Annotated in this window: 26 protein-coding genes and 1 pseudogene; 10 read left to right on the top strand and 17 right to left on the bottom strand. The window is 71.8% G+C overall.

The window, feature by feature from the left end:
• Positions 1–40: 40 nt before the first annotated feature.
• Complete coding sequence (locus ACE3O1_RS00710; protein WP_374311411.1) at positions 41–508, bottom strand: hypothetical protein; 468 nt, start codon at positions 506–508, stop codon at positions 41–43.
• Positions 498–1,127 carry an RNA polymerase sigma factor gene (locus ACE3O1_RS00705; protein WP_374311409.1) on the bottom strand — a complete coding sequence of 210 codons (630 nt, stop codon included), beginning with the start codon at positions 1,125–1,127 and terminating at the stop codon, positions 498–500. Before ACE3O1_RS00705 ends, ACE3O1_RS00710 begins: the two co-directional genes overlap by 11 nt.
• A 104-nt stretch (positions 1,128–1,231) precedes the next feature.
• On the opposite strand from ACE3O1_RS00705, the gene ACE3O1_RS00700 reads away from it, so the two are divergent.
• The gene (locus ACE3O1_RS00700; protein ID WP_374311407.1) at positions 1,232–1,978 is read left to right on the top strand and encodes a GMP synthase; all 747 of its coding nucleotides are present in this window, start codon (positions 1,232–1,234) and stop codon (positions 1,976–1,978) included.
• Here ACE3O1_RS00700 and ACE3O1_RS00695 read toward each other — a convergent pair whose 3' ends face one another.
• From ACE3O1_RS00695 to xylA, 7 genes are all read right to left on the bottom strand, one after another.
• On the bottom strand, positions 1,979–2,779 hold the full coding sequence (locus ACE3O1_RS00695; RefSeq protein ID WP_374311405.1) for a tryptophan-rich sensory protein: 801 nt from the start codon (positions 2,777–2,779) through the stop codon (positions 1,979–1,981).
• 72 nt (positions 2,780–2,851) lie between these two features.
• Positions 2,852–3,337: a glutaminase gene (locus tag ACE3O1_RS00690; protein WP_374311403.1), complete on the bottom strand. Its 486-nt coding sequence runs from the start codon at positions 3,335–3,337 to the stop codon at positions 2,852–2,854.
• Positions 3,334–4,536 (bottom strand): cation:proton antiporter, encoded by a 1,203-nt coding sequence (locus tag ACE3O1_RS00685; protein ID WP_374311401.1) that lies wholly within the window; start codon positions 4,534–4,536, stop codon positions 3,334–3,336. Before ACE3O1_RS00685 ends, ACE3O1_RS00690 begins: the two co-directional genes overlap by 4 nt.
• 66 nt (positions 4,537–4,602) lie before the next feature.
• Positions 4,603–5,340, bottom strand: coding sequence for a GTP pyrophosphokinase family protein (locus tag ACE3O1_RS00680; protein ID WP_374311399.1), 738 nt, complete (start codon positions 5,338–5,340; stop codon positions 4,603–4,605).
• A 48-nt stretch (positions 5,341–5,388) separates the two neighbouring features.
• Positions 5,389–6,222: a transposase gene (locus tag ACE3O1_RS00675; RefSeq protein WP_374311397.1), complete on the bottom strand. Its 834-nt coding sequence runs from the start codon at positions 6,220–6,222 to the stop codon at positions 5,389–5,391.
• A 219-nt stretch (positions 6,223–6,441) separates the two neighbouring features.
• Positions 6,442–7,746, bottom strand: coding sequence for a xylulokinase (gene xylB, locus ACE3O1_RS00670; RefSeq protein WP_374311395.1), 1,305 nt, complete (start codon positions 7,744–7,746; stop codon positions 6,442–6,444).
• Between the two features lie 108 nt (positions 7,747–7,854).
• On the bottom strand, positions 7,855–9,042 hold the full coding sequence (xylA, locus tag ACE3O1_RS00665; RefSeq protein WP_374311393.1) for a xylose isomerase: 1,188 nt from the start codon (positions 9,040–9,042) through the stop codon (positions 7,855–7,857).
• Positions 9,043–9,186: 144 nt separating this feature from the next.
• Between xylA and ACE3O1_RS00660 the strand changes: the two genes are divergently transcribed.
• Together ACE3O1_RS00660 and ACE3O1_RS00655 are read left to right on the top strand one after the other, a co-directional pair.
• Positions 9,187–10,194, top strand: a complete 1,008-nt coding sequence (locus ACE3O1_RS00660) for a LacI family DNA-binding transcriptional regulator (RefSeq protein ID WP_374311391.1) — start codon at positions 9,187–9,189, stop codon at positions 10,192–10,194.
• Between the two features lie 289 nt (positions 10,195–10,483).
• On the top strand, positions 10,484–10,792 hold the full coding sequence (locus tag ACE3O1_RS00655) for a hypothetical protein (protein WP_374311389.1): 309 nt from the start codon (positions 10,484–10,486) through the stop codon (positions 10,790–10,792).
• A 192-nt stretch (positions 10,793–10,984) separates the two neighbouring features.
• On the opposite strand, the gene ACE3O1_RS00650 is transcribed toward ACE3O1_RS00655, so the two are convergent.
• The 4 genes from ACE3O1_RS00650 to ACE3O1_RS00635 are packed head-to-tail and all read right to left on the bottom strand — an operon-like array spanning position 10,985 to position 16,538.
• Positions 10,985–13,351, bottom strand: a complete 2,367-nt coding sequence (locus ACE3O1_RS00650; protein WP_374311387.1) for a glycoside hydrolase family 3 N-terminal domain-containing protein — start codon at positions 13,349–13,351, stop codon at positions 10,985–10,987.
• A complete protein-coding gene (locus ACE3O1_RS00645; RefSeq protein ID WP_374311385.1) occupies positions 13,348–14,238 on the bottom strand; it encodes a carbohydrate ABC transporter permease in 891 nt (296 codons plus the stop codon). The genes ACE3O1_RS00650 and ACE3O1_RS00645 overlap by 4 nt, the downstream gene beginning before the upstream one ends.
• 1 nt (position 14,239) lies before the next feature.
• The gene (locus tag ACE3O1_RS00640; protein ID WP_374311383.1) at positions 14,240–15,235 is read right to left on the bottom strand and encodes a carbohydrate ABC transporter permease; all 996 of its coding nucleotides are present in this window, start codon (positions 15,233–15,235) and stop codon (positions 14,240–14,242) included.
• Between the two features lies 1 nt (position 15,236).
• Entirely contained in the window at positions 15,237–16,538 is a 1,302-nt protein-coding gene (locus ACE3O1_RS00635; protein ID WP_374311381.1) for an ABC transporter substrate-binding protein, read from the bottom strand.
• A gap of 132 nt (positions 16,539–16,670) precedes the next feature.
• On the opposite strand from ACE3O1_RS00635, the gene ACE3O1_RS00630 reads away from it, so the two are divergent.
• From ACE3O1_RS00630 to ACE3O1_RS00615, 4 genes are all read left to right on the top strand, one after another.
• Positions 16,671–17,840: an ROK family protein gene (locus ACE3O1_RS00630; protein ID WP_374311379.1), complete on the top strand. Its 1,170-nt coding sequence runs from the start codon at positions 16,671–16,673 to the stop codon at positions 17,838–17,840.
• Between the two features lie 137 nt (positions 17,841–17,977).
• Positions 17,978–18,343 (top strand): hypothetical protein, encoded by a 366-nt coding sequence (locus tag ACE3O1_RS00625; RefSeq protein ID WP_374311377.1) that lies wholly within the window; start codon positions 17,978–17,980, stop codon positions 18,341–18,343.
• A 200-nt stretch (positions 18,344–18,543) separates the two neighbouring features.
• A complete protein-coding gene (locus ACE3O1_RS00620; RefSeq protein ID WP_374311375.1) occupies positions 18,544–19,947 on the top strand; it encodes an aspartate aminotransferase family protein in 1,404 nt (467 codons plus the stop codon).
• A 58-nt stretch (positions 19,948–20,005) separates the two neighbouring features.
• Positions 20,006–20,641 carry an NADPH-dependent F420 reductase gene (locus ACE3O1_RS00615; RefSeq protein WP_374311373.1) on the top strand — a complete coding sequence of 212 codons (636 nt, stop codon included), beginning with the start codon at positions 20,006–20,008 and terminating at the stop codon, positions 20,639–20,641.
• 199 nt (positions 20,642–20,840) lie between these two features.
• Here the strand turns inward: ACE3O1_RS00615 and ACE3O1_RS00610 are convergent, their stop codons facing one another.
• Together ACE3O1_RS00610 and ACE3O1_RS00605 are read right to left on the bottom strand one after the other, a co-directional pair.
• Positions 20,841–21,971 (bottom strand): Gfo/Idh/MocA family protein, encoded by a 1,131-nt coding sequence (locus tag ACE3O1_RS00610; protein WP_374311371.1) that lies wholly within the window; start codon positions 21,969–21,971, stop codon positions 20,841–20,843.
• Entirely contained in the window at positions 21,971–22,777 is an 807-nt protein-coding gene (locus ACE3O1_RS00605) for a sugar phosphate isomerase/epimerase family protein (protein WP_374311369.1), read from the bottom strand. Before ACE3O1_RS00605 ends, ACE3O1_RS00610 begins: the two co-directional genes overlap by 1 nt.
• A gap of 110 nt (positions 22,778–22,887) precedes the next feature.
• Between ACE3O1_RS00605 and ACE3O1_RS00600 the strand changes: the two genes are divergently transcribed.
• Together ACE3O1_RS00600 and ACE3O1_RS00595 are read left to right on the top strand one after the other, a co-directional pair.
• On the top strand, positions 22,888–23,529 hold the full coding sequence (locus ACE3O1_RS00600; protein WP_374311367.1) for a TetR/AcrR family transcriptional regulator: 642 nt from the start codon (positions 22,888–22,890) through the stop codon (positions 23,527–23,529).
• A 10-nt stretch (positions 23,530–23,539) separates the two neighbouring features.
• Positions 23,540–23,842, top strand: a pseudogene (locus ACE3O1_RS00595) (hypothetical protein); the annotation flags it as partial.
• A 147-nt stretch (positions 23,843–23,989) separates the two neighbouring features.
• On the opposite strand, the gene ACE3O1_RS00590 reads toward ACE3O1_RS00595, so the two are convergent.
• The gene (locus tag ACE3O1_RS00590) at positions 23,990–24,301 is read right to left on the bottom strand and encodes an ATP-dependent DNA ligase (protein WP_374311365.1); all 312 of its coding nucleotides are present in this window, start codon (positions 24,299–24,301) and stop codon (positions 23,990–23,992) included.
• Positions 24,302–24,324: 23 nt separating this feature from the next.
• The gene (locus ACE3O1_RS00585) at positions 24,325–24,888 is read right to left on the bottom strand and encodes a TetR/AcrR family transcriptional regulator (RefSeq protein WP_374311363.1); all 564 of its coding nucleotides are present in this window, start codon (positions 24,886–24,888) and stop codon (positions 24,325–24,327) included.
• Positions 24,889–24,936: 48 nt separating this feature from the next.
• On the opposite strand from ACE3O1_RS00585, the gene ACE3O1_RS00580 reads away from it, so the two are divergent.
• Positions 24,937–25,995, top strand: a complete 1,059-nt coding sequence (locus tag ACE3O1_RS00580) for an SDR family NAD(P)-dependent oxidoreductase (RefSeq protein ID WP_374311361.1) — start codon at positions 24,937–24,939, stop codon at positions 25,993–25,995.
• Positions 25,996–26,120: the final 125 nt, after the last annotated feature.

The raw sequence follows: 26,120 nt of genomic DNA, 5'->3' as shown, positions 1-26,120 counted from the left end.
CAGCGGACACCGCGCGCGCAGGCGCAGTAGTCCGGCGTGCTCACACCTCGAACTGAGGTGTCTGGAACTCGCGCAGCTCCCCAGTGGCATCCTTCACGACCAGGCGCAGCCGCGCCACACCCGGCGTGACCTCGTCGAACGCGAAACGTCCGTGCTCCCCCGGGTCGGCCGACCATTCGCGCTCGCCCTGCACCATCCGGATCGCGAGGGCGGCGGCATCCACCCATCCGTCGATCCGGCGCGCGCCGCTCTCGGTCGCGCTGACGTGGAGCAGCACGCTGGTCGTGCCGTCGCTGAACTGCAGCGTGGCGGTGTCGGCGTCGCCGCGGACCGCGGCCATCGCCCCCTCTACGAGCGTCAGCAGCGCGTACTCGCGCGACAGATCCTCGACCGCGACGGCGGCGACCATGCGGTCGACCAGGTCGGCGGGCGCGGGATCCACCTCCTCCCACATGCGGCGCATGCGTGCGAAGAGCGCCGCGTCTGCGGCGAAGTCCTCAGGCTCCATCGTCATCTCCTCCCCCCATCCCCTCGCCCTCCAGGACGGCGCGGAGCTTGGCCAGACAGCGCTGGCGGGTCGGTCCGATGGACCCGATGGGCATCGCCAGGTCCTGGGCGATGCGCGCATAGTCGGGCCGGTCCTCGAACGCGACGATCCGCAGCAGGCGCTGGCATCGTTCGTTGAGCGTCGCCACCGAGTTCCACAGGCGACGGGATTCGTCGTCGGTGGCGGCGGTCTGCTCGGCTGATTCGTGGACGGGCAGATGGGGTTCCAGCGACTCCGCCTCGGTCGCGTCGGCCTTCCGGTGCTGCTTGCCGACGCGCCACGCCTCGCGGCGCGCGCACATCGTCAGCCAGCCCGAGATGGCCAGCGGGTCGAGGATCGTCTCGTGACGGCGCACCAGCGTCAGCCACGTCGTCTGCACGACGTCCTGCGCGAGTGCGTGGTCGAGGCCGTACGCCCGCACGACGTGCCACAGCGGCGGCGTCATGAGGCGCACGAGTTCGTCCATCGCGCGGCTGTCGCCCTCGCGCCACCGCACGAACAGCGCGGCGGCACGCTCCCATCGCGCCGGCTCGACGGAGTCGGCGCGTGCGTCGGGGTGTGCGCGCGTCACAAGGCCCATTGTGTCCACACCTACCCGGAGTGCGATACCCCGCCGCTGATACATGCCGTCACGACCGGATCGCCGGATCGCGCGAGCGGATGCCGCCGCCTAGACTTCACGCCATGACGACCGCGCCGCTGCTCTACGTGTGCGTGCGGCCGCAGCTCGGTGCAGCGGCCGCCGAGTACGAGTCCTTCCGCACCGCCATGCACCTCGACGAGGACGCCGTGGGGCACCACGACCTCGTGCGCGAGCCGCTCCCCGACGACGTCTTCGACCGCTACAGCGGCTTCCTCGTCGGCGGCAGCCCGTTCAACATCGCCGACCCGGAGTCGACCAAGACCGACGTGCAGCGGCGCCTCGAGGCCGACCTCGAGCGGATCGCTGCCCGGGTGGCCGGCGCGGACGGCCCTGCCGCGCTCTTCACCTGCTACGGCATCGGGGTGGTGACGCGGATGCTGGGCGGCGAGGTCAGCCGCGCGTATCCGGAGGACACCGGCCCCGTCACCGTCCAGCTCACGCCCGCTGCCGCCTCCGACCCCCTGTTCGGCGGTCTCGCCGACCGCTTCACCGCCCTCACGGCGCACAAGGAGGGCACCGCGGCCCCGCCGACGGGAGCGACGCTCCTCGCCGTGAACGACGCCTGCCCGGTGCAGGCCTACGTCGTGGGCGACCGGCTCTACGCCACGCAGTTCCACCCCGAGCCGACGACCAGAGCCTTCACCGAGCGCATGGCGGTGTATCGCGACGACGGCTACTTCGAGGCGGACGCCTACGACGCCATCGCAGGACGCGTGCTCGCGGCATCCGTCACCGAGCCGGTCCGGCTGCTGCGCGCCTTCGCCCGGCGGTTCGGTCCCGCCGCCTGATCACACCTCGGCGTTGCGGACGTCGGCCGCCCGGTGCACCACGGTGCCGACGAGCGGGACGGCGATGACGATCACGCCGACGACGATGGCCGTCACCCCGATCGGCGTGCTCTCGGGTTCGAAGGCGAGCCGGCCCACGCCGATCCAGACCAGTCCCCACGCCATCGCCAGGCCGGGCGCGACGCGCCAGTGGCTCGCCCACGCGATCCCGACGCCGATCACGGCGACGACGACCAGCACGAGCACGCCCCACAGGGTCGCGGACGCCGCAGCGTCCTCGGGCACGATCGTGGTCAGCCAGGCCGCCGTGTTGGCGACGGTCGCGAGCGTGACCCATCCCAGGTGCAGCCCCGTCACCCCGTCGATGAGGAGCGCGTCCGCCCACCCGCGGCCGGGCTGGAGCACCACCCGGCGGAACGTCACGGCGAGCAGCGCGAGCAGCGCCACGATCGCCGCCACCGTGAGGGGCAGCGTCGCGAACTGGGCGGTGACGAGCCAGAGCCCGTTGAGCACCATCGTGCCCGCGATCAGCCAGCCGAGCGCGCGCTGGCGCGAGCGCTCGCGCTGCCGCGGAAGGGCCTGCCACACGGTGTAGGCGAACAGCCCGACGTAGATCACCGACCAGATCGAGAACGCCGACGTCGCCGGAGCGAGGTACGACCCGTCGGCGTCGAGGGCACCGTCCTGCAGGTCCTGCACGGGCGTGCCGCCGAGGAGCCCCGTCCCGACCATCGCGGCGACGATCATGAAGCAGAACGCGCTGATGACCACGACCTGGCGGACGATATCCCTGGCTGCCATTCCCCCACCGTACGAGGGCGTGCGACGCGCAGCATCCGGTTGACACCCGGCGCGGGCCGGTATACCCGGGGTTCAGGCGCCGCCGGGCGGGTCGAGCAGCAGCGCGATGCGCTCGTCGAGGTACCGGGCGAGCTGCTGGTAGCCGCCCGCCGCGCTCCACCTGACGCTGGGCACGCCGTCCACGAGGGCGAGGGGACCGGATGCCTCGCCCCTGTCGACGGCGTCGGGCTGCAGCATCCGCCACCCGAGGTGCACGGTCGCACCCTCGTCGAACCCGCCGCGGCGGGCGGCGGCGGCGAGCTCGGCCCGGACCCGCTGGGATTCGGCCGTGTACCCGCGCCGGGCCTCGGTGCGCGCCCGGAGGATCTCGCCGGTGGCGAGGACGGCGTCGTCGGTGAGGAGCAGCACGCCGAGGTGCCACGCCGTGCCGCGGGGCACGATCCGCGGAGCGCGGCCGAGACCCAGGATGCGCCGTGGTTCCACGAGCTCGCCGAGTCCTTCGCGCGGGGCGTCGGCGAGCCGGGCCCGCGCCGCCGCGAAGAGCTCCGGGGCGCTCACGCCGCGTCGTCCTCGACCGGGGTGGCGCTCAGGGCTCGGCGCTCGCCGCGCAGGGTCATCGCGATGAGCGGGAAGAGGAGCACCGACAGCATGCCGGCGCCGACGAGCAGGGCCGACGCCGCCGAGGACAGGATGCCCTCCTCCACGCCGATCGCCGTGACGGCCACGATGATCGGGAGCGCGGTCGCCCCGAGGAGCGCGACCGAGGCGCGCTCCCGGAAGGTCGACCCCTCGGGCGCCGCGAGCATCGACGGCAGCCCGCGCACGATCAGCAGCGCGAGCAGCACCACCGGCAGGAGCAGGAACAGCACCGGCTGGGCCAGGAGCGCGGACAGGTCGAAGGTCACTCCGGTGTAGATGAAGAAGATCGGCACCAGGAAGCCGAACGCGACGGCTTCGACCTTGCTCTCGACCGCCGCACGGTCGGGCTCGGCGGCGTCGCGCATGAGGAGGCGCCACACGATGCCGGCCGCGAATGCGCCGAGGAGGATGTCGAGGTCGAGCACCACGCTCAGCGCGATGAGGGCGGACAGGATGAGCAGCACCACCCGGATCGCGAACTGCCCGGACGTGTGCAGCGTCGAGCTCACGAACCGGTGCATCGCGCCGCGCGGCACCCGCAGCGCGAGCCAGATGGCCAGCCCCGCCACCAGGGCGAACAGGATCAGCACGACGCTCTCGATGCCCGGCGACTTCCCGCCGAGGAACAGCGAGATCGCGATGAGCGGCCCGAACTCGCCGACGGCACCGATCGCGCCGATGGCCCTGCCGAACGGCGTCTTGAGCTCGCCCGCGTCGCGCAGGATCGGCAGGATCGTGCCGAGAGCCGTGGAGCACAGCGCGATGCCGATGATCACTGCCTCCTCGCCGGGGACGAACACCCACGCGATCCCCACGCCGATCGCGAGGCTCAGGAGCCAGCCGATCGACGCCCGCCTGCCGGTGCGGCCCTTGAAGGCGGCGAATTCGATCTCGGATCCCGCGACGAAGAACAGCATCGCCAGGCCGAACTCCGCGAGGATGTCGAGGAAGGCATCCGGCTGCGCCCAGCCCAGCACGCTCGGCCCGACGAGGATCCCGAGCACCAGCTCGAACACCACGATCGGCACCCGCACCCATCGGCTCAGACCCCGCGCCAGGAGCGGCGCGAGCACGCCGAGGATGGGGATGATCAGCAGTGTCGGCTCAAGGTCGTCCACGCACACACCCTAGCGACGGCGGGGCGCGCTCGACCCACCCGGGCGGGGTGATGATCGGGGGCGGCTCTAGGCCTCGATCGCGCGCCGTGGACCGGCCGGACGCAGGCGCGGGGAGGGGAGGTGCGGTACGCCCCGGATCTCGCGGTGCAGCCGCTCCATGCGCTCGTCGAGCTCCGCGGCCGTATCGGCGGCATCCTTGAGGCTGTCGAGGAGCTCCGCGGGGACGTTGGTGTCGTACTTGTAGTAGATCTTGTGCTCGAGGCTGGCCCAGAAGTCCATCGCGATCGTGCGGAACTGCACCTCGACGGGAACGTCGACGCGACCGCTCGAGAGGAACACCGGCACCGAGACGATCGCGTGCAGGCTCTTGTAGCCGTTCGACTTCGGGTGGGCGATGTAGTCCTTGACCTGCAGGACCTCGATGTCGTCCTGCGCGGTCAGCAGGTCGAACAGCCGATAGGCGTCGGCGACGAAGCTGCACGTGACGCGCACGCCGGCGATGTCGGTGATGCTCTCGCGGATCGATGCGAAGTCGGGCTCGACGCCCTTGCGCTGCACCTTCTCGACGAGGCTGTCGGGCGACTTCACGCGGCTCGAGACGTGCTCGATGGGGTTGTAGTCGTGCACGAGCTGGAACTCGTCCCGCAGGATCCCGAGCTTCGTCTCCACCTCCTGCATGCCGAACCGGTACTCCATCAGGAAGCGCTCGAACTCGTCGCGCAGCTCCCGCAGCTCTGCCGCCGACACCGTGATCGCCGTCTCATCTGGACTCGCTGCGTGCGCCGAGGGCGCCGTGTTCGCCATGCCGACCACGCTATTGAGGCCGGCTACGAGACTCCTGTGAGGCCGGCCTCAGTCCTCCAGGGCGTCGCGGGCGCGCTGCGCCTCGGCGGCGGCCGAGCGCGCACGGGATGCCGCGTCCCGCCGCTTCTCCTCGACGCCCGTCAGTGCCGACTCGGCGGTCGCACGGTCGGTCTCGAGCCGTTCGAGATCGCGGCGCAGGTCGTCGATCCGCTCGCTGACGTGGTCCACCCGCTCCTGGAGCTTCGCGCGCTGCGCGTCGATCTTCACGAGTTCGCGCTCCGCCTCGTTCGCGACGCGCTCGGCCTCGCGGGCGGCCTTCTCCGCGGCCTTGCGCGCGCGCCGCTCGGCGAGGTCGTCACGGGTGGGTGGGGTCGGGGCACCTGGCAGGGATCCGCCGACCGCATCGGCGAGATCGGCCCCCTCGAAGGTGCCGGCCTCGAGCGGAGCCACGAGACGAGCCGTCATCACGGCGGCCGCGGCCGAGGCATCCATCACCGCTGCGTTCACCGTCTTCTCGACGTCCTCCCGTGCGGGTGGGCTCACCGCGACGCCGGCGTCCTTCGCGAGGGCGACGGCCTGGGTCGCGAGAGCGGCGACCAGCTGGCGCCGCTGCCGGCCGAGGCGGGCGAGCTCGGTCGCGTCCAGATCTTCCTGCGCCTCACGGAGCGCCGCCGACAGCTCGAGCGCGTCGGCGAGCTGACCTTCGCGCGCGAGCAGGTTCACCGCCCACGCGGCGACGGTCGGCTTGCGCAGCGCCTTCACCTGCGCGGCGATGGAGCGGTCGGCCATGCCCGCCTCGCGGTTGCGCGCCGCGGTGAACTCGGCGGGCGGAAGCGCGTACAGCTCGGCCGCGATCGCGTCGAGGTCGGAACGTTCAGCCACGGGTTCATTCTGCCCCGACGCGCGCTTCGCGCGGGGAGCGCCGGCGCTGGGGTGCCGGCGGGGTCGTCGGGCTCGGGCGTGAGGCTCGGGCGTGGGGCCCCGCGTCTGCGATCGGCGCCGTTGTCGGTGAATCCGCGGGGAGATTCAGGCCGAAATGGGGCTTCAGCCGCCCGAGGATGCAATTTCTCCCGCTCCTTCGGCGGATGCCGCGGCGGCGCCTCAGCCCGCGAGCACGGCTGCCGCCTGCCGGGCGGCGCCGAGGGCGACGTACTCGCCGGGTGCGGGGACCTCGACGGCCAGCCCCAGCACCTGCGGAGCGATCGCGCGCACCGCCTCGGACTGCGCTCCGCCGCCGATGAGCAGTGCCCGCTCGAGGGGCACGCCGAGTCCGCGCAGCGCCTCGAGCCCGGCGGCAAGGCCCGAGAGCATGCCCTCCACGGCCGCCCGCGCGAGATTCTCCCGCGTGGTCGAGGCGAGCGTCATGCCGGTGAGCGACGCCGTCGCGTCGGGGAGGTTCGGCGTGCGCTCGCCTTCGAAGTACGGGACCAGCGTGAGCCCGGCCGCACCGGGCTCGGCCCGGAGTGCGAGGCGAGACAGCTCGGCGTGGTCGACGCCGAGCAGCCTGGCGATCGCGTCGAGCACCCGCGCGGCGTTGAGTGTCGCGACGAGGGGCAGGAACCGTCCGCTGCAGTCGGCGAAGCCCGCGACCGTCCCCGTCGGGTCGATCGTGCGGGCGTCGCTCACCGCGAATACCGTCCCGCTCGTGCCGATGGACACGACGACGTCGCCGGGTCCGGCGCCCAGTCCGAGCGCCGCACCGGCGTTGTCTCCGGCTCCGCCGCCGACGCGGCGTCCGTCGGTGTCCTCGACCCACTCGTCGGGGCCGAGCACACGCGGCAGGATCGCGTCGCGGCCGAGCGCCGCGACGAGGAGCTCACGGTCGTAGCCGCCGGTATCGGGGTCCCAGTAGCCCGTGCCCGAGGCATCCGACCGGTCCGTCACGAGCTCGTCCAGCACCGGACCGCGCGGCGACTCGCCGGCGGGACCGAAGCCGCGCAGGCGCCACGTGAGCCAATCGTGCGGGAGCGCCACGGCGGCGACCCGCGCCGCGTTCTCGGGCTCGGCGTCGCGCAGCCAGCGGAGTTTCGTGATCGTGAACGACGCGACCGGCACAAGGCCCGTGCGCTGCGCGAGCGTGTCGGCGCCGAACTCCGCGACCAGGTCTGCTGCCGCGCGGGCCGAGCGGGTGTCGTTCCACAGCAGGGCCGGGCGGATCACGCGCCCGTCGGCATCGAGCACGACCATGCCGTGCTGCTGGCCGCCGACGGCCCACGCCTCCACGTCGTCGAGCCCGCCGGCCTCGCCGATCGCGGCCTGAAGCGCGATCCACCACGCGGCCGGGTCGACCTCGGTGCCGTTCGGATGCGACGCGCGCCCCTCGCGCACGACCTCGCCGGTCGCGGCATCCGTCACCACGACCTTGCACGACTGCGTCGACGAATCGACTCCCATCACCAGCGGCATCCGGACTCCTTCGGTCGAATGGTCTCCGTTCGTGCGGGCGGATGACTGCCTGCGACGCCGTCGCAGCGCACATTCGCCCGCACAAACGGACGGGGGAGGGGGGAGGCGTCAGCGGGCGCCGAGCAGGTGCTCGGTCGCGAGCTGCTGCAGGCGGACGAAACCGCCGCCCTTGCCGCCCAGGTACGCCGCGGCGTCGAAGTCCTCGTAGGCCGAGCGGTCGGCCAGGAAGTCGTCGTAGGACTCGCCGGGGTTCAGCGTCGGGGTCGAGAGCTCGCCGACCTTCGCGGCGGCGAGCGCCTCCTGCACCTCGGGGTCGGCGCGGAAGGCCGCGGCGCGCTCCTTGAGCAGCAGGTAGGTCGTCATGTTCGCGGCGGCGGACTCCCACACGCCCTTCTCGTCCTCGGTGCGCGAGGGCTTGTAGTCGAAGTGGCGCGGGCCGTCGTAGGCGGGGACCCCGCCGGGGCCGCCGTTCTCGAGCAGGTCGACGAGCGCGAAGGCGTTGTGCAGATCGCCGTGGCCGAACACGAGGTCCTGGTCGTACTTGATGCCGCGCTGGCCGTTGAGGTCGATGTGGAAGAGCTTGCCGTGGTACAGCGCCTGCGCGATGCCGGCGGCGAAGTTCAGCCCCGCCATCTGCTCGTGCCCGACCTCGGGGTTCAGGCCCACGAGCTCGGGACGCTCGAGCGAGTCGATGAACGCGATCGCGTGGCCGAGCGTGGGCAGCAGGATGTCGCCGCGCGGCTCGTTGGGCTTCGGCTCGATGGCGAAGCGGATGTCGTATCCCTTGTCGGTCACGTAGTCGCCGAGCAGGTTCACGGCCTCGCGGTAGCGCTCGAGCGCCGCGCGGATGTCCTTGGCCGAGTCGTACTCGGCGCCCTCGCGGCCGCCCCACATGACGAACGTCTTGGCGCCGAGCTCGGCACCGAGGTCGAGCTGGCGGAACACCTTGCGCAGCGCGAACCGGCGCACGTCGCGGTCGTTGGCGGTGAAGCCGCCGTCCTTGAACACGGGCGCCGAGAACAGGTTGGTCGTCACCATCGGGATGACGAGGCCGGTGTCGGCCAGCGCGCCCTTGAGGCGGTCGATCTGGGTCTGACGCTCCGCGTCGGACGATCCGAAGGCGAACAGGTCGTCGTCGTGGAAGGTGAGGCCGTAGGCGCCGAGCTCGGCGAGCTTCTCGACGACATGGACGACATCGAGCGGGTTGCGGGTCGGGCCGCCGAACGGGTCGGTGCCGTTGTAGCCGACGGTCCAGAGACCGAACGAGAACTTGTCGTCGCGAGTGGGGGTGGGCATGACGCTCCTGGGTTCGACGGTGAACGAAATGTTGTTGAAGACAACCTATACCAGATCGGATGCCGCGTCCACCCGCCGCCCGCGGCTCGAGTGATCGGAACACGGCGTCGACATTCCGATACTTTCGAGGGCTAGCATCGAGCCATGACCGACGCACCCCGCGTGACCCTCGCCGAGATCGCCGCCGAGGCAGGCGTGTCTCTCGCGACGATGTCGAAGGTGCTCAACGGTCGCACCGACGTCGCTCCCGCCACGCGGGCGCGCCTCGAGGAGCATCTGAACCGCCACGGCTATCGACGTCGCACCTCGGCGCAGCGCAGCGAGGTCGTCGAGCTCGTCTTCCACGAGCTGGAGCCGAGCTGGTCGATGGAGGTCATCGAGGGCGTCGAGGATGTCGCACACGCTGCCGGGCTGTCGGTCGTGCTGACCGTGAGCGGCGACCGCCACGCGCCGTCCGCGGACTGGATCGACGGCGTGCTGCGCCGCCGCCCGGTGGGCGTCGTGCTCGTGTTCTCCGACATCGAGGAGCGCTATCGCGAGAAGCTGCGCTCCCGCGGCATCCCGTTCGTCATCGTGGACCCCGCCGGCGACCCGTCCCCCGACGTGCCCTCGGTCGGATCGGCGAACTGGTCGGGCGGGCTCATGGCGACCCGCCATCTGATCGAGCTCGGGCACCGCCGGATCGCTGCGATCACCGGACCCGAGGACATGATGTGCTCCCTGGCCCGCGTGGACGGCTATCGGTCGGCGATGAACGCGGCCGGGCTGCCGATCGACCCCGCGCTGATCCGGTTCGGCGACTTCCATCCGGGTGGCGGCGAGCGCCATGCGCGCGACCTGCTGGAACTGGCCGATCCGCCGACCGCGTTCTTCGCCGGCAGCGACCTGCAGGCGCTGGGCGTGATCGCCGCCGGATCCGCCGCCGGGCTCAGCGTGCCGGGCGACCTGTCCGTCGTCGGGTACGACGACATCGCCCTCGCCCGCTGGATGAGCCCGCAGCTCACGACGGTGCACCAGCCGCTGCGCCGGATGGGCGAGGAGGCGACGCGCCTCGTCCTTCGACTCGCCGACGGCGCGACGGTCGACACCCTCCGCATGGACCTCGCGACGCACCTCGTGGTGCGCGGCAGCACCGCTCCGCTCGCCGGCTGAGGCCGGGCCGCCGGACGCGCAGGACGCGGCATGCGCTCGGCCGCTTCACGGCGCATAACTCCTGCACTTCGGAGGCGCTGCGAACCCGCTCCCCCGGAAAGACGCGAGCGCGGCCGCCCTCCGGCCCGGAAGTGCAGGAGTTATGAGCAGGGGGAGAGGCTCAGGGTGGGACTGAGCAGCCTCGACGGGATGCGGAATGCGCTACCCCTCCTTCCCGCTCGACGTCAAGCCCTGTGCATCCCGCGCGGGTCGCGGGGAGGATCGAGGAACGACGAGAGGAGTCGTGATCATGGTCCTGGAGAGCCCCGCCTCGTCATCGCGTCGCAATGCCGTCCGCTCGCGCGCCCTGCGCTCCCTGAAGGAGCTGCCGACGCGGCGTCCCGAGCCACCGGCCCCGCAGGGCTCGGCCGTGCGGTGGGAGCGCGTCGACATCGACCGGTACGTGGTCCTCGTGCACGGCACGACCGTCGGATTCGTCGACGTGGTCGGTGCCGTCTTCGTCGCCCTCTCGGGGCCGCGGTACGCGCGGGCGGTCGAGGTGCTCCAGACGCTCGACTTCGCCGCGGCAGTGGATGCTGTCGCTCCGGCCGACGCCTGACCCTCGCCCGGTCGACGCCTGACCCTCGCCCGGCCGACGCCTGACCCCACTCTCCAGCCGGTGACGGCCGGCAGAACTCCACGGATGCCGGCGCCTCGCCGCGCCTGCGTCCGCGAATCCGCGGCCATGGCGCCGGGTGCCATTCAGATCCGTGGAGTTCCGCAGCCGCACCCTCGACCTCGCCACCGGCCCTCACGCGTCGGGCGTCACCGTCACGGCGGCGTGCAGGGCGCGGGTGTGGTCGACGCGGCGCGGGGCTCCGGTGATGCGCACGGTGCGGGTCGCGACGATCTCGGCGCTGGAGCGGCCGAAGCCCAGGACGATGTCTCCCGGCTCCACCACCCGCCGGCCGTCCGCACCCGTGAAGGACGCCAGGTCGGCCGGAACCTCGAACGTCACGCGCACCCGCTCCCCCGCAGCAAGCGGGACTCGGGCGTACGCGATCAGCCGTTGCACCGGACGAACCGTGGACGCCACCGGGTCGTGCAGGTAGAGCTGCACGACCTCCACGCCGTCGCGGTCGCCGGCATTGCCGAGGTGGATCGACACCGCGACCGAGCCGTCCGGGCTCATCTCCGCCGCGGTCGCCGTGGCGTCCGACCACACCGCGGGGGCGTAGCCGAGGCCGTGGCCGAACGCGAAGGCCGGTCCGGGATCGATGTTGGACACGTCGCTCCGGCGCGCGAGCGTCGCCGCGAGGTAGGTCGACGGCTGGGCTCCGGGGTCGCGTGGGATGCTCACCGGCAGGCGCCCGCTCGGGTTCACCCGGCCGCTCAGCACGCCGGCGATCGCACCCGTGCCCTCCTCGCCGGCGAAGAACGCCTGCACGATGGCGGATGCCTCCTCGGGCGCACGACCGAGGGCGTACGGGCGGCCTGAGAGCAGGGCGACCACCGTGGGCACGCCGGTGGCCAGGATCTCGTCCATCAGCTGCTGCTGGGCTCCGGGGAGCGTCAGGTCGGCCGCGTCGCAGCCCTCGCCGCTGGTGCCGCGGCCGAAGAGCCCGGCACGGTCGCCGAGCGCCAGCACCACGAAGTCGGCCCCCGCGGCCGCCTCCCGTGCGGCGGCGAACCCGTCCGTGTCTCCGCCGTCGATCGACGTGCCCTCCGCCCACACGACGTCGGCCTCGGGGAACTCGGCCGCCACGGTGTCGCGCAGCGTGGGCAGCGCGATGCCGAGGGGGAGTTCCGGATGCCGCACCCCCACGTGGGCCGGGAACGAATAGCACCCGAGCACGGCGTAGGGGTCTGCCGCGGTCGGGCCGATGACGGCGATCCGCGTCGCTCGCGCAACGGGGAGCAGTCCGTCGTTCCGGACCAGGACGACGGCCTCCTCGGCGATCCGCCGGGCGAGCGCGCGGTTGCCCGCAGGATCGAGGTCGACGAGCCCGCGCACGTCGTCGGCGGATGCCTCGGCCCGGCCGCCGAGCACGGCCGGCACGGGCGACCAGTCCGGGTCCAGCATCCCGAGCTCGCCCTTCTGCCGCAGCACGCGCCGCAGTGCGCGGTCGATCAGCGCGGGGTCGACGGCGCCGTCCTCGACGGCCCGCACCAGCGCGGACCCGAAGGTCTTCACCGTCGGCAGTTCGACGTCGATACCCGCCGCGAGCGCGTCGCGCGCAGCATCCGTCCATTCCGCGCTGAAGCCGTGGAGCTCCTTGAGGAACGCGATCGAGAAGTAGTCCGCGACGACGGTGCCGTCGAACCCCCACGTGTCGCGGAGCAGGGTCGTGAGCAGCGTCGCGTCGGCGGCGGTCGGCACCCCGTCGAGGTCGGTGTACGAGTTCATCACCGAGCGCACGCCGCTCTCGCGCAGCGCCATCTCGAACGGGGGCAGGAGCACGTCGGCGAGCTCGCGGGGTCCGACCGACACGGGCGCGAGGTTGCGGCCGGCCTTCGACGCCGAATAGCCGACGAAGTGCTTGAGCGTCGCGATCACGCCCGCCCGCTCCACGCCCTGGATGTAGGCCGTCGCGACGGTGCCGACGAGGTACGGGTCCTCGCCGATCGTCTCCTCGACGCGCCCCCAGCGGGCGTCGCGCACGACGTCGAGCACGGGCGCGAGTCCCTGGTGCACCCCGACCGATCGCATGTCGGCGCCGATGCGCCCGCCCATCTCCCGGATCAGATCCGGGTCGAACGTCGCGCCCCAGCCGAGCGGCACCGGATACGCCGTCGCGCCCCACGTGGCGAAGCCGGCGAGGCACTCCTCGTGCGCGATGGCCGGGATGCCGAAGCGTCCGGCGGCGACGATCCGCTGCTGGGCGCGCATGAGTGACAGCGCGCCGACGGCCGGGTCCACCGGCGCGGTGCCGAACGGCCGGGTGAGCTGGCCGAGCCCGGACGGCAGGAGCGCGTCGAGATCGACCTCCTCGCTGAGATCGTGCTGGTGCGGTGCGACGTCTTCGCCGTCGTCGGATGCCCCGACCCACACGCCGTAGAGCTGCCCGACCTTCTCGGCGACCGTCATGGCTGAGATGAGGGAGTCGACGCGGTCGTCGAGCGGAAGCGAGGTGTCGTGCCAGGGTGCGTCCGTGCGCACGTGGTCGTGGAGCGTCATCCCTTCACCGCCCCCGTCAGGCCGCCGACGATCTGCTTCTGCATGGCGAGGAAGAACACCAGCGCGGGGATCATCGCTAGCGACGTGTAGGCGAGCACGGCGCCGGTGTCCTGCGAGTACTGCGACGAGAACTGCGTCACTCCCAGGGGCAGCGGCCAGAGCTCCTGCGGCAGCGTGCCGGTGCTGATCACGAGCAGCGGCAGGAGGTAGCCGTTCCAGCTGCCGACGAAGGCGAGGATGCCGACGGTCACCAGAGCCGGCTTCGACAGCGGCAGGAGGATGCGCCAGAAGAACCCCAGCCGCGAGGCGCCGTCGATGACCGCCGCCTCTTCGAGCTCGGCGGGGATGGCGCGCAGGAACGGCACGAGGATGATGATCGTCGTGGGCAGCGCGAACGCGATGCCGGGGATGATCACGCCGAGATAGGTGCCGTGCAGGCCCATCGTGCGCAGCAGCAGCGTGAGGGGCAGCGCCGCCACGGTCAGCGGGAACATGAGCCCCGCGGCGAAGACGGTGTAGAGCGCTTCGCGCCCGCGGAAGCTGTAGCGCGCGATCACGAACGCCGCCATGATCCCGGCGACGACGACCCCGACCGTGGTGGCGACGGCGAGCACGGTGCTCGCGAAGACGTTGCCCCAGAACCGGGGCGCCGACAGCACGGCGACCCAGTTCTGCATCGTCCACGGGTCCGGAAGACCGGCCGGGTTCGCATTGAGGTCGGCCGTGGTGCGGAAGCCGCCGATGAAGACGTAGAGCACCGGGCCGACGGCGACGGCGGCGATCACGAGGGCGATGAGGTAGACGAAGGGCTGGCCCCAGTCGAACCGGCGGCCGGCGGGCTCCGCGGCACGCGGCTCGCCGGTGACGATCGTTGCGGTGGCGGTCATGTCAGCGGACTCCACTGGTGAGGGCGCCGCGCAGGTCGCGGTGCAGCGCGAAGCGCTGGTACACGAGGGCGACCACGAGCGAGATGAGGAAGAGGATGACGGCGATCGCGCTGCCGTAGCCGGGCTGCCCGGCGAACTGGCCCTGCTGCACCATGTAGGTCGCCATGGTCTCGGTGGCCATGCCGCGCACGGTCGGCGCGACGGTCACCCAGACCATGTCGAACACCTGGAGCGAGCCGATGATCGACAGGAACGCCCAGATGCGGATGGTCGGGCCGAGTAGCGGGATCGTGATGTAGCGCTGGATCTGCCACCACGACGCTCCGTCGAGCTGCGCCGCCTCGGCGAGCTCGTCGGGCACGCCCTGGAGCCCGGCGAGGAACAGCAGGATCGCGAAGCCGATGTACTTCCAGGTGAGGATGAAGAAGATCGTCCACAGCGCGATCGACGGGTCGGCCAGCCAGTTGCGGGTCAGCGCGCCCAGGCCCACCGCCTCGAGGATCGCGTTGACCGCACCGGTCGGCTGCAGCAGCAGCTTCCAGGACAGTCCGGCGATGACCTCGGCCAGCACGTACGGCACGAAGATCAGCAGGCGCAGCGCGCCGCGTCCCCGCATCGCGCGGTTGAGCAGCAGCGCGATGCCGATCGCGATCGGGCCCTGCACGAGGAGCGACATGACGAGGATGAAGAAGTTGTTGCCGATCGCCCGCAGGAACTCGGGCGTCGTGAGCGCGCGGACGTAGTTGTCGAACCCGACGAACCGCTCCGGGTCGGCCAGGTCGTCCCACTGGAACGCCGCCGGCAGGTTGTAGAAGCTGTAGACCGCCGCCAGGATCACGGGGACGATCACGAAGCCGACGAACAGCACGAGGGCCGGTGCCACGAGCACGAGGATCTCGAAGCGCTTGCGCCCCTCGCGGCGACGAGCGCGTCGCGGGGCCGGTGCGGGGCCCGGGCCCGCGGAGACCGCGGACCCGGGCGAGAGAAGAGCGGTCATGTCAGAGCGTCGCCGCTGCGTCTTCCATCTTGGTGACGACGTCCTGCGGAGTGCCGGCGCCGCCGAAGAGGTTCACGATGCCCTCGTTCATGGCGTTGCCGACCGTGGTGCCGTAGGCGGTGTCCAGCCAGAGCTGCACGAAGGACGATGCCGCGAGTCCCTCGGCGACCATCTTGAGGTTGGGGTCCTCGAGGGACTCCTGCGCCTCGGCCACGGTCGGGATGCCCGAGCCGCTCGCGGCGAACTTGGCCTGCACCTCGGGGCTCATGATGTAGGCGAGCAGGTCGGCGCACTCCGGCGGGGCCTCCGCGGAGCATCCGAATCCATCGCCGCCGCCCAGTGCCGCCGTCGGGTCGCCCGCGGAGCCCTCGATGCCCGGGAAGGGGAACCAGCCGAGGAACTCGGGGATCTCCTCGTCGGGCGTGAGGCCGCCGATCACACCGGCGTTCCAGTGGCCCATGAGCTCCATGGCGGCCTGGCCGTTCGCGACGAGACCTGCCGAGCTGCCCGCGCCGGTCTGCGCCGGCGTGCCGAGGAAGCCCTCCTGGAAGGGCTCGATCCCGAGGAAGTCCTGCAGCTGCTCGCCGGCTTCGACGAAGCACTCGTCCGAGAAGTCGAACTCGGTCTCGGCGGCCTGGAGCGTCTCGGGCGAGCACGAGTGCAGGGCGAACTGGTACCACCAGTGCGCGGCCGGCCACTTGTCGCCGGCGCCGACCGCGATCGGCGTGATACCGGCATCCCGCAACTCTCCGACGACGTCGATCAGCTCATCGAGCGTCGTGGGCACCTCGACGCCGGCCTGCTCGAACAGCTCGGTGTTGTACCAGAAGCCCTCGATGCCGAACGTGAACGGGATGCCGTAGGTCTCACCGCCGACCTGCCACGGGTTGACCGTCGCGCCGACGGACTCCACGGTGTCGGGGATGACCTCGTCGAGCGCCATGAGGTAGCCGTTGTCGACCTGGTCGCGCAGCTCGCCGCCCGGCCACACCTGGAACAGGTCCGGCGGGTCGCCGGCGGCCAGTGCGTTGGGGATGAGCGTGCGCTGGAGCTCCTCGTTCTGGTATCCGGTCTGCTCGACGGTGACTCCGGGGTTCGCGGCCTCGAACTCGGCGGCGACCTCTTCCCACACCGCGGGCATGGGTCCGGAGGTGGCGTTGTGCCACCACGTGAGGGTGACGTCCTCGCCGTCGCCGGAGCCGTCTCCGCCGTCGCCGGAACCGGCGCACCCGCTGAGGGCGCCGATCGCGAGGCCGCCCGCGGCGAGGGCCGCCACGAGCCTGGTCCTGCTGCGTGTGTTCATCTTCGAACCTCTCGAAAGTTTCGACATCTGCGTCGAAAGTGCTGTGGACGCTGTCAGAGTACGTGGGGATGTATTTGGAGTCAAGAGCAACAAATACGAAGCGGATGCCGCGCCCGGCCCTACAGTGAGGGGGTGACCGATCCCTCGCCCGCCGAGGGGGTGCGCCAGCGCAACCTCGCGCGCCTCCTGCGACTCGTCCACCTCGACGGACCGCTGTCGCGCGCATCGCTCACCGAGGCGACCGGCCTCAACCGCTCGACGATCGCCGACCTCGTCGCCGAGCTGGTGCGGGCGGGCCTGGTCGAGGAGCGGGCACCCGACCCTTCGCGCCGTGTGGGCCGCCCGTCGCCCGTCGTCGCCGTCGCCGCCGGGGTGCTCGCCGTCGCGGTGAACCCCGAGGTCGACGCCCTCACCATCGCCGCCGTCGGGCTCGATCGCGAGATCGTCCGCCGCGAGCGCGTCGAGCTCGACCACCTGCTGACACCGGCCGAGACCGCGAAGCTCGTCGCGGACCGCATCGACGACTGGCGCAGCGGACCCCTCACCGGCGCCCGGATCGTGTCGGTCGGCCTGGCGGTGCCCGGGCTCGTGCGCGCCGCCGACGGACTCGTCCGCAACGCGCCTCACCTGCTGTGGACCGACGCGCCGGTGCGTGACCTCGTCGCCGAGGCCACGGGCCTTCCCGCCGTCGTCGGCAACGACGCCTCGCTCGGCGCGCTGGCCGAGCACCTCTACGGCGCCGCCCGCGGCATCGACCACGTCGTCTACCTCAACGGAGGGGCGAGCGGCATCGGCGGCGGGCTGATCGTGCACGGGATGCCGGTGGCCGGCGCGGGCGGCTACGCCGGCGAGTTCGGGCAGAACCGTCCCGGGATCGCCGCGGATTCCGACCGGCGCGCCGACGCGGGCGTGCTCGAGGACGAAGTCAGCCGGACCCTGCTCCTCGAGGCCGTGGGTCTCGGCGCCGCCGACGAGCCGACCCTCGCCGAGGCTCTCGCCGCCTCGGAGGATCCGGCCGTAGCCGCCGAGGTGGCGCGGCAGCGCGGCATCCTCTCGACCGCCCTCGCCAACGCCGTCAACGTGCTCAATCCCTCGGTCGTGGTGCTCGGCGGATTCCTCGCCACCCTCGCCGCGACGGACCTGGCCGCCCTCGCGGCCGCGGTGGGAGCGCAGGCCATGCCCGCGAACATGGAGGGGCTCGACATCCGCGTCGCCTCCCTCGCCGAGGACCGCCTGCTCATCGGGGCCGCCGAGGCCGCCTTCGAGCCGCTCCTCGCGGACCCCGCCGCGTTCGCCGGCTGAGCCCGGGCTCGGTGGCTGGGCCGCGTCGCCGGCGTCGCCGGCCGAGTCGGCTCGGCGATACACCCCTCCCGAGCCTCGGTCAACGGGGGTGAGGGATGCCGCTTCCCGGCGCACGCTGGAGGCTGGAGGTCATCCCCATGAGCGATCCGAACACCTTCCCCGGCAACCCCGGCGTGCCCGGCGCCCCCGGCATGCCCGGCGTCCCGGGAGATCCGGGCACCCCCGGCATACCCGGCGACCCGACGACGGAGCCGGGGACGGTCCCCGGCAAGCCCGCGCCGTCGATCCCGGACGAGAACCCGGCCCCGTTCCCGGCCGAGCCCAACCCCCCCTCGCCGGACGAGCCCCTCGCGCCGTCGCCGGACGAGCCCCTCGCGCCGAACCCGCAGGAGCCGACGTTCCCGGCGCCCGCCGAGCCCGGTTTCCCCGAGCCGCCGGCTCCGTCGCCCGATCCCGAGACGCCTGCGCCGTCGTCGCCTATGCCGAACGCCGGCGTGATCTGACGAACGCGCGGGAGAAATCGGTCTCCTAGCCGGTGTGCGGGGCCCGCGGTGCCGAAAAGTCCCCACCGTTTGACCGAGGTCGGCCCTGACGTGGCCCGGCGGACGGTCCGCCGCATCCGGCCTGCGAACCGGACGAACCGTCATGGCCGCCGCGCGGGCACGCGGGTATCGTCGGGGAAAAGCCCGACGGAAGGCCCACAATGTCGACCACGACCGAACGCCAAGCCCGCACCGAGGCCGAGCTGCAGCAGATGGCGAAGGACCATCTCTGGATGCACTTCGCCCGCCAGTCGGTGATGACCGAGGGCCCCGGCGTCCCGATCATCGTCAAGGGCGAAGGCCACCACATCTGGGACTCGAAGGGCAAGCGGTACATCGACGGGCTCGCGGGCCTGTTCGTGGTCGCCGCCGGGCACGGCCGCAAGCGGCTCGCCGACGTCGCGGCGAAGCAGGCCGAGGAACTTGCGTTCTTCCCGATCTGGTCCTACGCGCACCCCGCCGCGATCGAGCTCGCCGACCGCATCGCGAGCTACGCCCCCGGCGACCTCAACAAGGTCTTCTTCTCGACCGGCGGCGGCGAGGCCGTCGAGACGGCGTTCAAGCTCGCGAAGTACTACTGGAAGCTCCAGGGGCAGCCCACGAAGCACAAGGTGATCTCGCGCTCGGTCGCGTATCACGGCACCCCTTCGGGCGCGCTCGCGATCACGGGCATCCCCGCGATGAAGTCGATGTTCGAGCCCCTGACGCCGGGCGGCTTCCGCGTGCCGAACACGAACTTCTACCGCGCTGAAGACATGGGGGCGCCCACCGGCAGCCTCGAGGAGTTCGGCGTGTGGGCGGCCGATCGCATCGAGGAGATGATCCAGTTCGAGGGACCCGACACGGTCGCCGCGGTCTTCCTCGAGCCGGTGCAGAACTCGGGCGGATGCTTCCCCCCGCCTCCCGGCTACTTCCAGCGGGTGCGCGAGATCTGCGACAAGTACGACGTGCTGCTCGTCAGCGACGAGGTCATCTGCGCATTCGGCCGCATCGGCCACATGTTCGCGTGCGACGCATACGGCTATCAGCCCGACATGATCACGTTCGCCAAGGCCGTCACGAGCGGCTACTCCCCCCTCGGCGGCACCGTGATCAGCGACCGCATCTACGAGCCCTTCGCCCACGGCGACCGCGCGTTCTACCACGGCTACACCTTCGGCGGGCATCCCGTCTCGAGCGCCGTCGCGCTGGAGAACCTCGACATCTTCGAGGAGGAGGGCCTGCCCGAGCGGGTGCGCGAGTACTCGCCGCTGTTCCGTTCCACGCTCGAGCAGCTCAAGGACCTCCCGATCGTTGGCGACGTGCGCGGCGACGGGTACTTCTTCGGCATCGAGCTCGTCAAGGACAAGGCCACCAAGGAGACCTTCGACGACGACGAGTCCGAGCGGCTGCTGCGCGGCTTCCTCTCCAAAGCGCTGTTCGACGCCGGCCTCTACTGCCGCGCCGACGACCGCGGCGATCCGGTCATCCAGCTCGCGCCGCCGCTGACGATCGGCCCGAGCGAGTTCACCGAGATCGAGCAGATCCTGCGCTCGGTGCTGACCGAGGCCTGGACCCGGCTCTGAGTCGCTTCGTGCCGCCCGGCGGGATGGCCCGTCGGGCGTCACGGCGTTGTGCCCCGGCATGACCACAGTGGGAATCATCGGAGCAGGACACATCGGATCGACCCTCGCGCGCGGCCTCGTGGACCGCGGCTACACGGTCGTGATCAGCAATTCGCGCGGACCCGAGACGCTCACGGCGCTCGTGGACGACCTGGGCGAGAACGCCTCGGCGGGAACGGTGACGGATGCCGCGGCATCCGGTGACGTCGTCATCGTGACGGTGCCTCTCAGGGCGTATCAGGAAGTGCCGGTGGCACCGCTCGCGGGCAAGATCGTGCTCGACACGAACAACTACTACTGGGAGCGCGACGGACGCATCGCCGAGCTCGATGAGAAGCAGGCGACCACGACGGGCCTGCTGCAGGCGCACCTGCCCGCCGCGAAGGTCGCGAAGGCGTTCAACCACATCGGCTCGGGCGAGATCCTGACGACCGGCTCCCCCGCCGGGACGCCCGATCGCCGCGCTCTCGCGACGGCGAGCGATCATCCGGATGCCGCGGCCTTCGTCACCGAGCTGTACGACGAGTTCGGCTTCGACACCGTCGACATCGGCTCCGTGGACGAGAGCTGGCGCGTCGAGCGCGACCAGCCCGCGTACGTGACGCGGCAGACCAGGGCCGAGCTCGAGCAGAACCTGGCCCGCGCGACCCGCTGAGCCGCGGCATCCGGTCTGTCGGCTCGGCCGTTCACGGCGCATAACTCCTGCAGATCCGCGCGCGATGAGCCGGGCGGCCGCGGAAATCCGCGGACTCGGCCCATCCTCGGCGGCGAAGTGCAGGAGTTATGCGCCGTGCGTGCGCCGTGGGGCGTGACCCGCGGCCGCCGGACGGGAGCGGATACCCGCCCGGCGCCGCCTAGAGCGTCGCGGCGAAGGGGTCGAAGTCGGCGTCGAGCGAGCCGACCTCGGTCACGGTGCTCGTGACCTCGACGAACTCGCGGGCTTCGACCGATTCCTCGATCGCCAGGAGGGTGTCGAGCACGTGGTAGCCGAAACGTCCGGTCGCGATGTGCGGGCGCCCGGCGCGGATCGAGCGGGCCATGTCGAGCAGCCCGAGCCCGCGGCCGGCGAGCACGCCCTCCTGCGGGAGGTCGACGATCTCCTGCACGACGGGGGCCGGCGGCACGATCATCTCCCGCAGCGGGCGGGTGATGGTGAGCGCTCCCCCGAACGTGTTCGGGTCGGGGATGACGAGTGTTCCCTCGGTGCCGGTGATCTCGACGATCCCCTGACGCAGGAGCGGCGAATCGGTGCTGTAGAGGCTCTGCGCCTGCCCGCCCTCCTCGAACTGGATGAGCGCCGACACGGTCGAGGGCACCTCGACGGGGAACTCGTCACCCGCGAGCGGGCCGACCTGCACGGCACGCGATTCCGACCCCTTCAGCCCGAGGGCCGACACGGCCGCGACCGGACCGAACACGTGCACGAGGGCGGAGACGTAGTACGGGCCCATGTCCAGCAGCGGGCCCCCGCCCACGGCGTACAGGAACGCCGGGTTGGGGTGGAAGATCTCAGGCCCCTGCCACTGGAACGTGGTCTGGGCGAACAGCGGACGCCCGATGTCGCCCCGCGCGATCGCTCGCTTGGCCGTCTGCACACCCGGGCCCAGCACCGTGTCGGGAGCGACGCCGACGCGCAGGGACGCGGCATCCGCCTTCTCCAGCAGTCCCAGCGACGACGCACGGTCCACGCCGATCGGCTTCTCGGTCCACACGTGCTTGCCGGCGGCGATGATCGCCTCGGACACCTCGACGTGCACCGCGGGGATCGTCAGGTTGACGACGATCTCGATGTCGGGGTCGCCGAGCACGACGTCGATGCCGCCGGCCTTCGGGACGCCGTACTTCTCGGCCTGCGCGCGTGCGCGCTCCTCGACGAGGTCGGCGATCGCGATCACGGTCACGTCGGGGAAGGCCGTGAGGCTCGTGAGGTACTGGTCGCTGATGTTCCCGGCGCCGATCACGCCGACGCCGACGGGGGCCGCCATCAGCGGGCCGCCCGCTCGTCGAGGAAGACGCGGCTCTGCTCGATGCCCTCGAACAGGTCGCCCGCGTAGGCGTCGAACTCCACGATGGCGAATTCGAGCGCGGATGCCGCATCCAGCGCCTCCGCGAGGGGCACCGCTCCGGTGCCGGCGGGGACCTGGTCGGCGGGCGGGTACGCCGCGATCGCCTCGGGGTCGAGCGTGCCGTCCTTGACGTGCACGGCGACGACGCGGTCGCCGAGAGCCGTGAGCAGCTCAGCGGGGTCGACGCCTGCCCGCGCAGCCCAGTAGAGGTCGACCTCGAGCACGACCCTCGGGTCGAGCAGCCCAGCCAGGAGCTCGAGCCCGGTCACGCCGTCGAAGCGCGCCTCGAGCTCGTGCGCGTGGTTGTGGTAGCCGACGCGGAGTCCGCGCACCGCCGCGATCTCGGCCGCCGCGTTGAGCAGGCGCGCGGTCTCCTCGACCTGCTCGCGCGTCTGCCACCGTGCGGGCTCCGTGTAGGGGTCGATGACGGTGCCCATGCCGAGCGTCTCGGCGGCGTCGAACACCTCGTCGGGCGACGGCACCGGGAGGGTCGTTCCGCTGCCGTCGGGGTTGACGAAGGACTCCGACGCGAGGAACGCGTGGCCGGTCGGGGCGACGAGGCCGTTCGCGGCGAGGGAGGCTGCGAGCGGCTCGGCGCGACGCACGAAGTCGTAGGGCTCGACGGCGGTGAACCCGCGACGGGCGACCTCGGCGAGGGTGCCGTCGAGGTCGGTCTCGAGGGCGTCCTTGACGGTGAACAGCTGGACGGAAGTGAGTGCCGGCATGGAACCTCTCCTCGGCGGTCGACGATGACGGGGACGCCCGCGACGGGCGTTCGTCAGCACGATAGCAGAAAACCTCCATGCGGAGGTTTTCAAACGGATAGGATGCCTGCATGCCCGACGAGTCCGCAGCCGACGACCCCGCCGCGTCGCGCGCGCGGGGTCCGTACGCGAAGGGGCTCGCCCGTCGGCAGCAGATCCTCGACCGCGCGATCGACGTCTTCGCGCGACGCGGCTCGGAGGGGACGAGCCTGCGGGCCATCGCGCACGAGCTCGGCGTCTCGCACGCGGCGCTCACGCACTACTTCACGTCGCGGGAGCAGCTGCTCGTCGAGGTGTACAAGGAGGCCGAGCGCCGGCACGGCGAAGCCGAGCCGCATCCGTTCGAGGCCTCTCCCGTCGAGATCATGACCGAGTCGGCGCAGCGGAACCATGCCGTGCCGGGTCTCGTGCAGCTCTACTCGGCGCTGGTGGCTGCCGCGCTCGAGAGTGGACATCCCGATGCGACGGCGTTCGCCACCGAGCGCTTCGCCCGCGTGCGCGCCGACCTCGTCGAGCGCGTCGAGCGCACCCAGGCCGCCGGGCGCATGCGCGCGGACGTCGACCCGCAGGCGGTCGCCTCCCTTGTGATCGCGGCATCCGACGGCCTGCAGACGCAGTGGATGCTGGACGAAGACGTGCCGCAGGCGGAGGCCCTCGACGTGCTGGCGCGTCTGCTCGCCCCACCTCCCGTGGACGGCGGCCCGCAGGACTAGGATCACGAGCGTGGGGACCATCTATTACGGAGGGTCGGGGACGCCGATCCACATCGAGGATCGGGCACTGGCCCACCTCAAGGTCGTCATCGCGACGAAGCTCCGCCGCGGTGAGAGCTTCACGCTCTCCTGGCGCCACCCCGACGACCAGCCCCGCGGCCGCAGCACGATCTGGCTGCACCCCTCGATCCCGCTGCGCTTCGTCTTCGACGACCCCGAGCCGCCCGAACTCAGCCGCGCCTGGATCGAGGATCTCGCCAACTCCGCCAACTCGTCCGGCGGCATCTCGCTCGTGGCAGAGCACTTCGACACCGGCCCGGTGCCCACGGCGGAGGGCGGCGCGGCCGCGTCGGGCGACGTGTCGCTCGGGAACGTCGAGGTCGAGACGCTCGACGTCGACAGGCTCCGCATCGCCGGCGAAGAGGTCGGCCCGCAGGACGTCTCCCCGAGCTGAGGACGCTCAGCGGGGCTCCGTCTCCTCCGGCGGCTCGGGAATGATCGTCAGGCCGTTGGGTCCGCTCGCGGTCTGCATCAGCTCCTCCACCCAGAGGCGATTGATCCGAGGCATCCGACTTCCGAAGAAGTGGAACTGCAGCGGCACCGACGGGTGGACCCAGAAGCTGCGGCGTCCGCTTCCGTCGCCGACCTCGACGTCGAACATGAACGGCTCGGAGCGTCGCAGCTTGTTCATGACGACGATGCGCAGGTGCGCCAGCGTGCGGTCGTCGATGTCGACCGCGTTCGCGGCGGTGTCGTAGATGAACCTCCCCATGCGAGGAGCATACGGGGCGGGGGTCAGCGCGGCGCGAAGGCCGCGCGGAACAATGCCCGCGCACGATCGGCGACGTCTGGACGCGCCGGAGGGTCGGCGCGCGCGATCTCGGTCGCCATCATGCCGATCGCCATCATGACGTCCTCGGCCTCGATGTGGTCGCCGAGCCTGCCGGCCGCGCGCTCGCGCCCGACCAGGCGTGACACGACGGCGGCGAACCGGTCGCCCAGCGGCACGACGCGTGCATCGTGCAGATCCGCCGTGATGAGGTCGATGAGCGCCGTCGACACGACGGCCTGGTCGACCACGCGGTCCAGGAGGTCGTCGATGGTGCGGTCCGGAGGCGATGTGTAGTCCTCGAGGTCGCCGACGTTCTCCTCGAACACCGCGACGGCGAGCGTCGTGCGGTCGGGGAAGTGGCGATAGAGGCTGCCCTGGCCCACGCCTGCGCGCTTGGCGACGGCGCTGAACGGCACGTTGAGGCCGCCTTCGGCGTAGACCTCGCGAGCGGCGGCCATGAGGGCACGACGGTTCTCGGCAGCAGCGGCGGGACCGCGGTTCGCACGGGGGGATGCGGGGGTCGGCACGGGTGTAGCCTAATACCGGACATCGATGTCCGGTTGAAAGGAAGAATCATGGGCAACCCGAAGCCGCTCACCGGCGACTCCTCGATCGCAGACTGGCTGGCTGACCCGGCCGGGAACGCGATCCTGACCGACATGCTCGCCCAAGGCGGGCAGACCCCCGACGTGTTCAAGCCCGTCCGTCGACTCGCGATCAAGCGCCTCGTCAAGATGAGCCGCGGCGCCTTCACGCAGGAGATGCTCGACGACCTCGTGCGCCGGGTCGCCGCGGGCGAGGTGCCCGAAGGCGGCGGGGCCGCGGCATCCGTCGACACCGACGCCGCTGCTGACGCCGGCGTCGTGCTGCGCGAGTGGACCGAGCGCATCGACCAGGGCCGCTTCTCGAACCGCACGGTGATCGTCACCGGTGCCGGCTCGGGCATCGGCCGTGCCACCGCGTCGCGCATCGCCCGCGAGGGCGGACGCGTCATCGCGGTCGACGTCAGCCAGGAGCGCCTGGACGAATTCGTCGCCGCCCACGCCGATGCCGACATCGTGTCGCTCGTCGCCGACATCACCGACGACGCCGGCATCGCCCGCATCGTCGAGGCGGCCGGCGACACCATCGACGGCCTGGCCAACATCGCCGGGATCATGGACGACATGACCCCCGTCGCGGACGTGACGGATGCCGTGTGGCAGCGCGTCTTCCGCGTGAACGTCGACGGCACGATGAAGCTCATGCGCGCGGTCGTTCCGGTGATGCTCGCCCAGGGCGGCGGGTCGATCGTCAACACCGCGTCGGAGGCCGCGCTTCGCGGCTCGGCGGCCGGCGTCGCCTACACGGCGTCCAAGCACGCCGTCGTCGGCCTGACGAAGTCGACCGCCTTCATGTACGGACCCAGCGGCGTGCGCGTGAACGCGGTCGCCCCCGGACCCACGATCACCAACATCGAGGCGAGCTTCGGATCGCCGCTCGGCGCCGACCGGATCCAGACGGCCATGGCCGTCATGCCCGACCCCGTCGAGGCAGATGCGCTCGCGGCATCCATCACCTTCCTGCTCTCGGACGACGGCGTGAACGTCAACGGCGTCGTGCTCGCGAGCGACGGCGGGTGGTCGGCGGCCTGACCTGTCGGCCGCTGAGCCGAAAGACTGCACCGTCGACCCGGCACGCCGAGAGCGGATGCCGCAGCCCGGCGTGTCGGGCGACCGGGCAGTCTCTCGGCCAGGTCGGGGCGAAGGGTCGGGGCGGG

The sequence above is a fragment of the Microbacterium sp. genome (assembly GCF_041909575.1).
In the GTDB taxonomy this organism is placed as follows: domain Bacteria; phylum Actinomycetota; class Actinomycetes; order Actinomycetales; family Microbacteriaceae; genus Microbacterium.
The sequence above is the reverse complement of the archived record's forward strand: the minus strand, read 5'-3'. Positions and strand labels throughout refer to the sequence as shown.

Excerpts from the sequence above, each read along its gene's own strand:
- ACE3O1_RS00645 (WP_374311385.1), bottom strand. The coding sequence starts at position 14,238 with ATGACCGCCACCGCAACGATCGTCACCGGCGAGCCGCGTGCCGCGGAG.
- ACE3O1_RS00610 (WP_374311371.1), bottom strand. The coding sequence starts at position 21,971 with ATGGCGGCCCCCGTCGGCGTCGGCGTGATCGGCGCCGGGAACATCAGC.
- ACE3O1_RS00615 (WP_374311373.1), top strand. The coding sequence starts at position 20,006 with ATGACCACAGTGGGAATCATCGGAGCAGGACACATCGGATCGACCCTC.
- ACE3O1_RS00695 (WP_374311405.1), bottom strand. The coding sequence starts at position 2,779 with ATGGCAGCCAGGGATATCGTCCGCCAGGTCGTGGTCATCAGCGCGTTC.
- xylB (WP_374311395.1), bottom strand. The coding sequence starts at position 7,746 with ATGCCGCTGGTGATGGGAGTCGATTCGTCGACGCAGTCGTGCAAGGTC.
- ACE3O1_RS00625 (WP_374311377.1), top strand. The coding sequence starts at position 17,978 with ATGAGCGATCCGAACACCTTCCCCGGCAACCCCGGCGTGCCCGGCGCC.
- ACE3O1_RS00705 (WP_374311409.1), bottom strand. The coding sequence starts at position 1,127 with ATGGGCCTTGTGACGCGCGCACACCCCGACGCACGCGCCGACTCCGTC.
- ACE3O1_RS00660 (WP_374311391.1), top strand. The coding sequence starts at position 9,187 with ATGACCGACGCACCCCGCGTGACCCTCGCCGAGATCGCCGCCGAGGCA.
- ACE3O1_RS00600 (WP_374311367.1), top strand. The coding sequence starts at position 22,888 with ATGCCCGACGAGTCCGCAGCCGACGACCCCGCCGCGTCGCGCGCGCGG.
- ACE3O1_RS00580 (WP_374311361.1), top strand. The coding sequence starts at position 24,937 with ATGGGCAACCCGAAGCCGCTCACCGGCGACTCCTCGATCGCAGACTGG.
- xylA (WP_374311393.1), bottom strand. The coding sequence starts at position 9,042 with ATGCCCACCCCCACTCGCGACGACAAGTTCTCGTTCGGTCTCTGGACC.
- ACE3O1_RS00680 (WP_374311399.1), bottom strand. The coding sequence starts at position 5,340 with ATGGCGAACACGGCGCCCTCGGCGCACGCAGCGAGTCCAGATGAGACG.
- ACE3O1_RS00640 (WP_374311383.1), bottom strand. The coding sequence starts at position 15,235 with ATGACCGCTCTTCTCTCGCCCGGGTCCGCGGTCTCCGCGGGCCCGGGC.
- ACE3O1_RS00635 (WP_374311381.1), bottom strand. The coding sequence starts at position 16,538 with ATGAACACACGCAGCAGGACCAGGCTCGTGGCGGCCCTCGCCGCGGGC.
- ACE3O1_RS00700 (WP_374311407.1), top strand. The coding sequence starts at position 1,232 with ATGACGACCGCGCCGCTGCTCTACGTGTGCGTGCGGCCGCAGCTCGGT.
- ACE3O1_RS00650 (WP_374311387.1), bottom strand. The coding sequence starts at position 13,351 with ATGACGCTCCACGACCACGTGCGCACGGACGCACCCTGGCACGACACC.
- ACE3O1_RS00710 (WP_374311411.1), bottom strand. The coding sequence starts at position 508 with ATGGAGCCTGAGGACTTCGCCGCAGACGCGGCGCTCTTCGCACGCATG.
- ACE3O1_RS00590 (WP_374311365.1), bottom strand. The coding sequence starts at position 24,301 with ATGGGGAGGTTCATCTACGACACCGCCGCGAACGCGGTCGACATCGAC.
- ACE3O1_RS00605 (WP_374311369.1), bottom strand. The coding sequence starts at position 22,777 with ATGCCGGCACTCACTTCCGTCCAGCTGTTCACCGTCAAGGACGCCCTC.
- ACE3O1_RS00620 (WP_374311375.1), top strand. The coding sequence starts at position 18,544 with ATGTCGACCACGACCGAACGCCAAGCCCGCACCGAGGCCGAGCTGCAG.
- ACE3O1_RS00655 (WP_374311389.1), top strand. The coding sequence starts at position 10,484 with ATGGTCCTGGAGAGCCCCGCCTCGTCATCGCGTCGCAATGCCGTCCGC.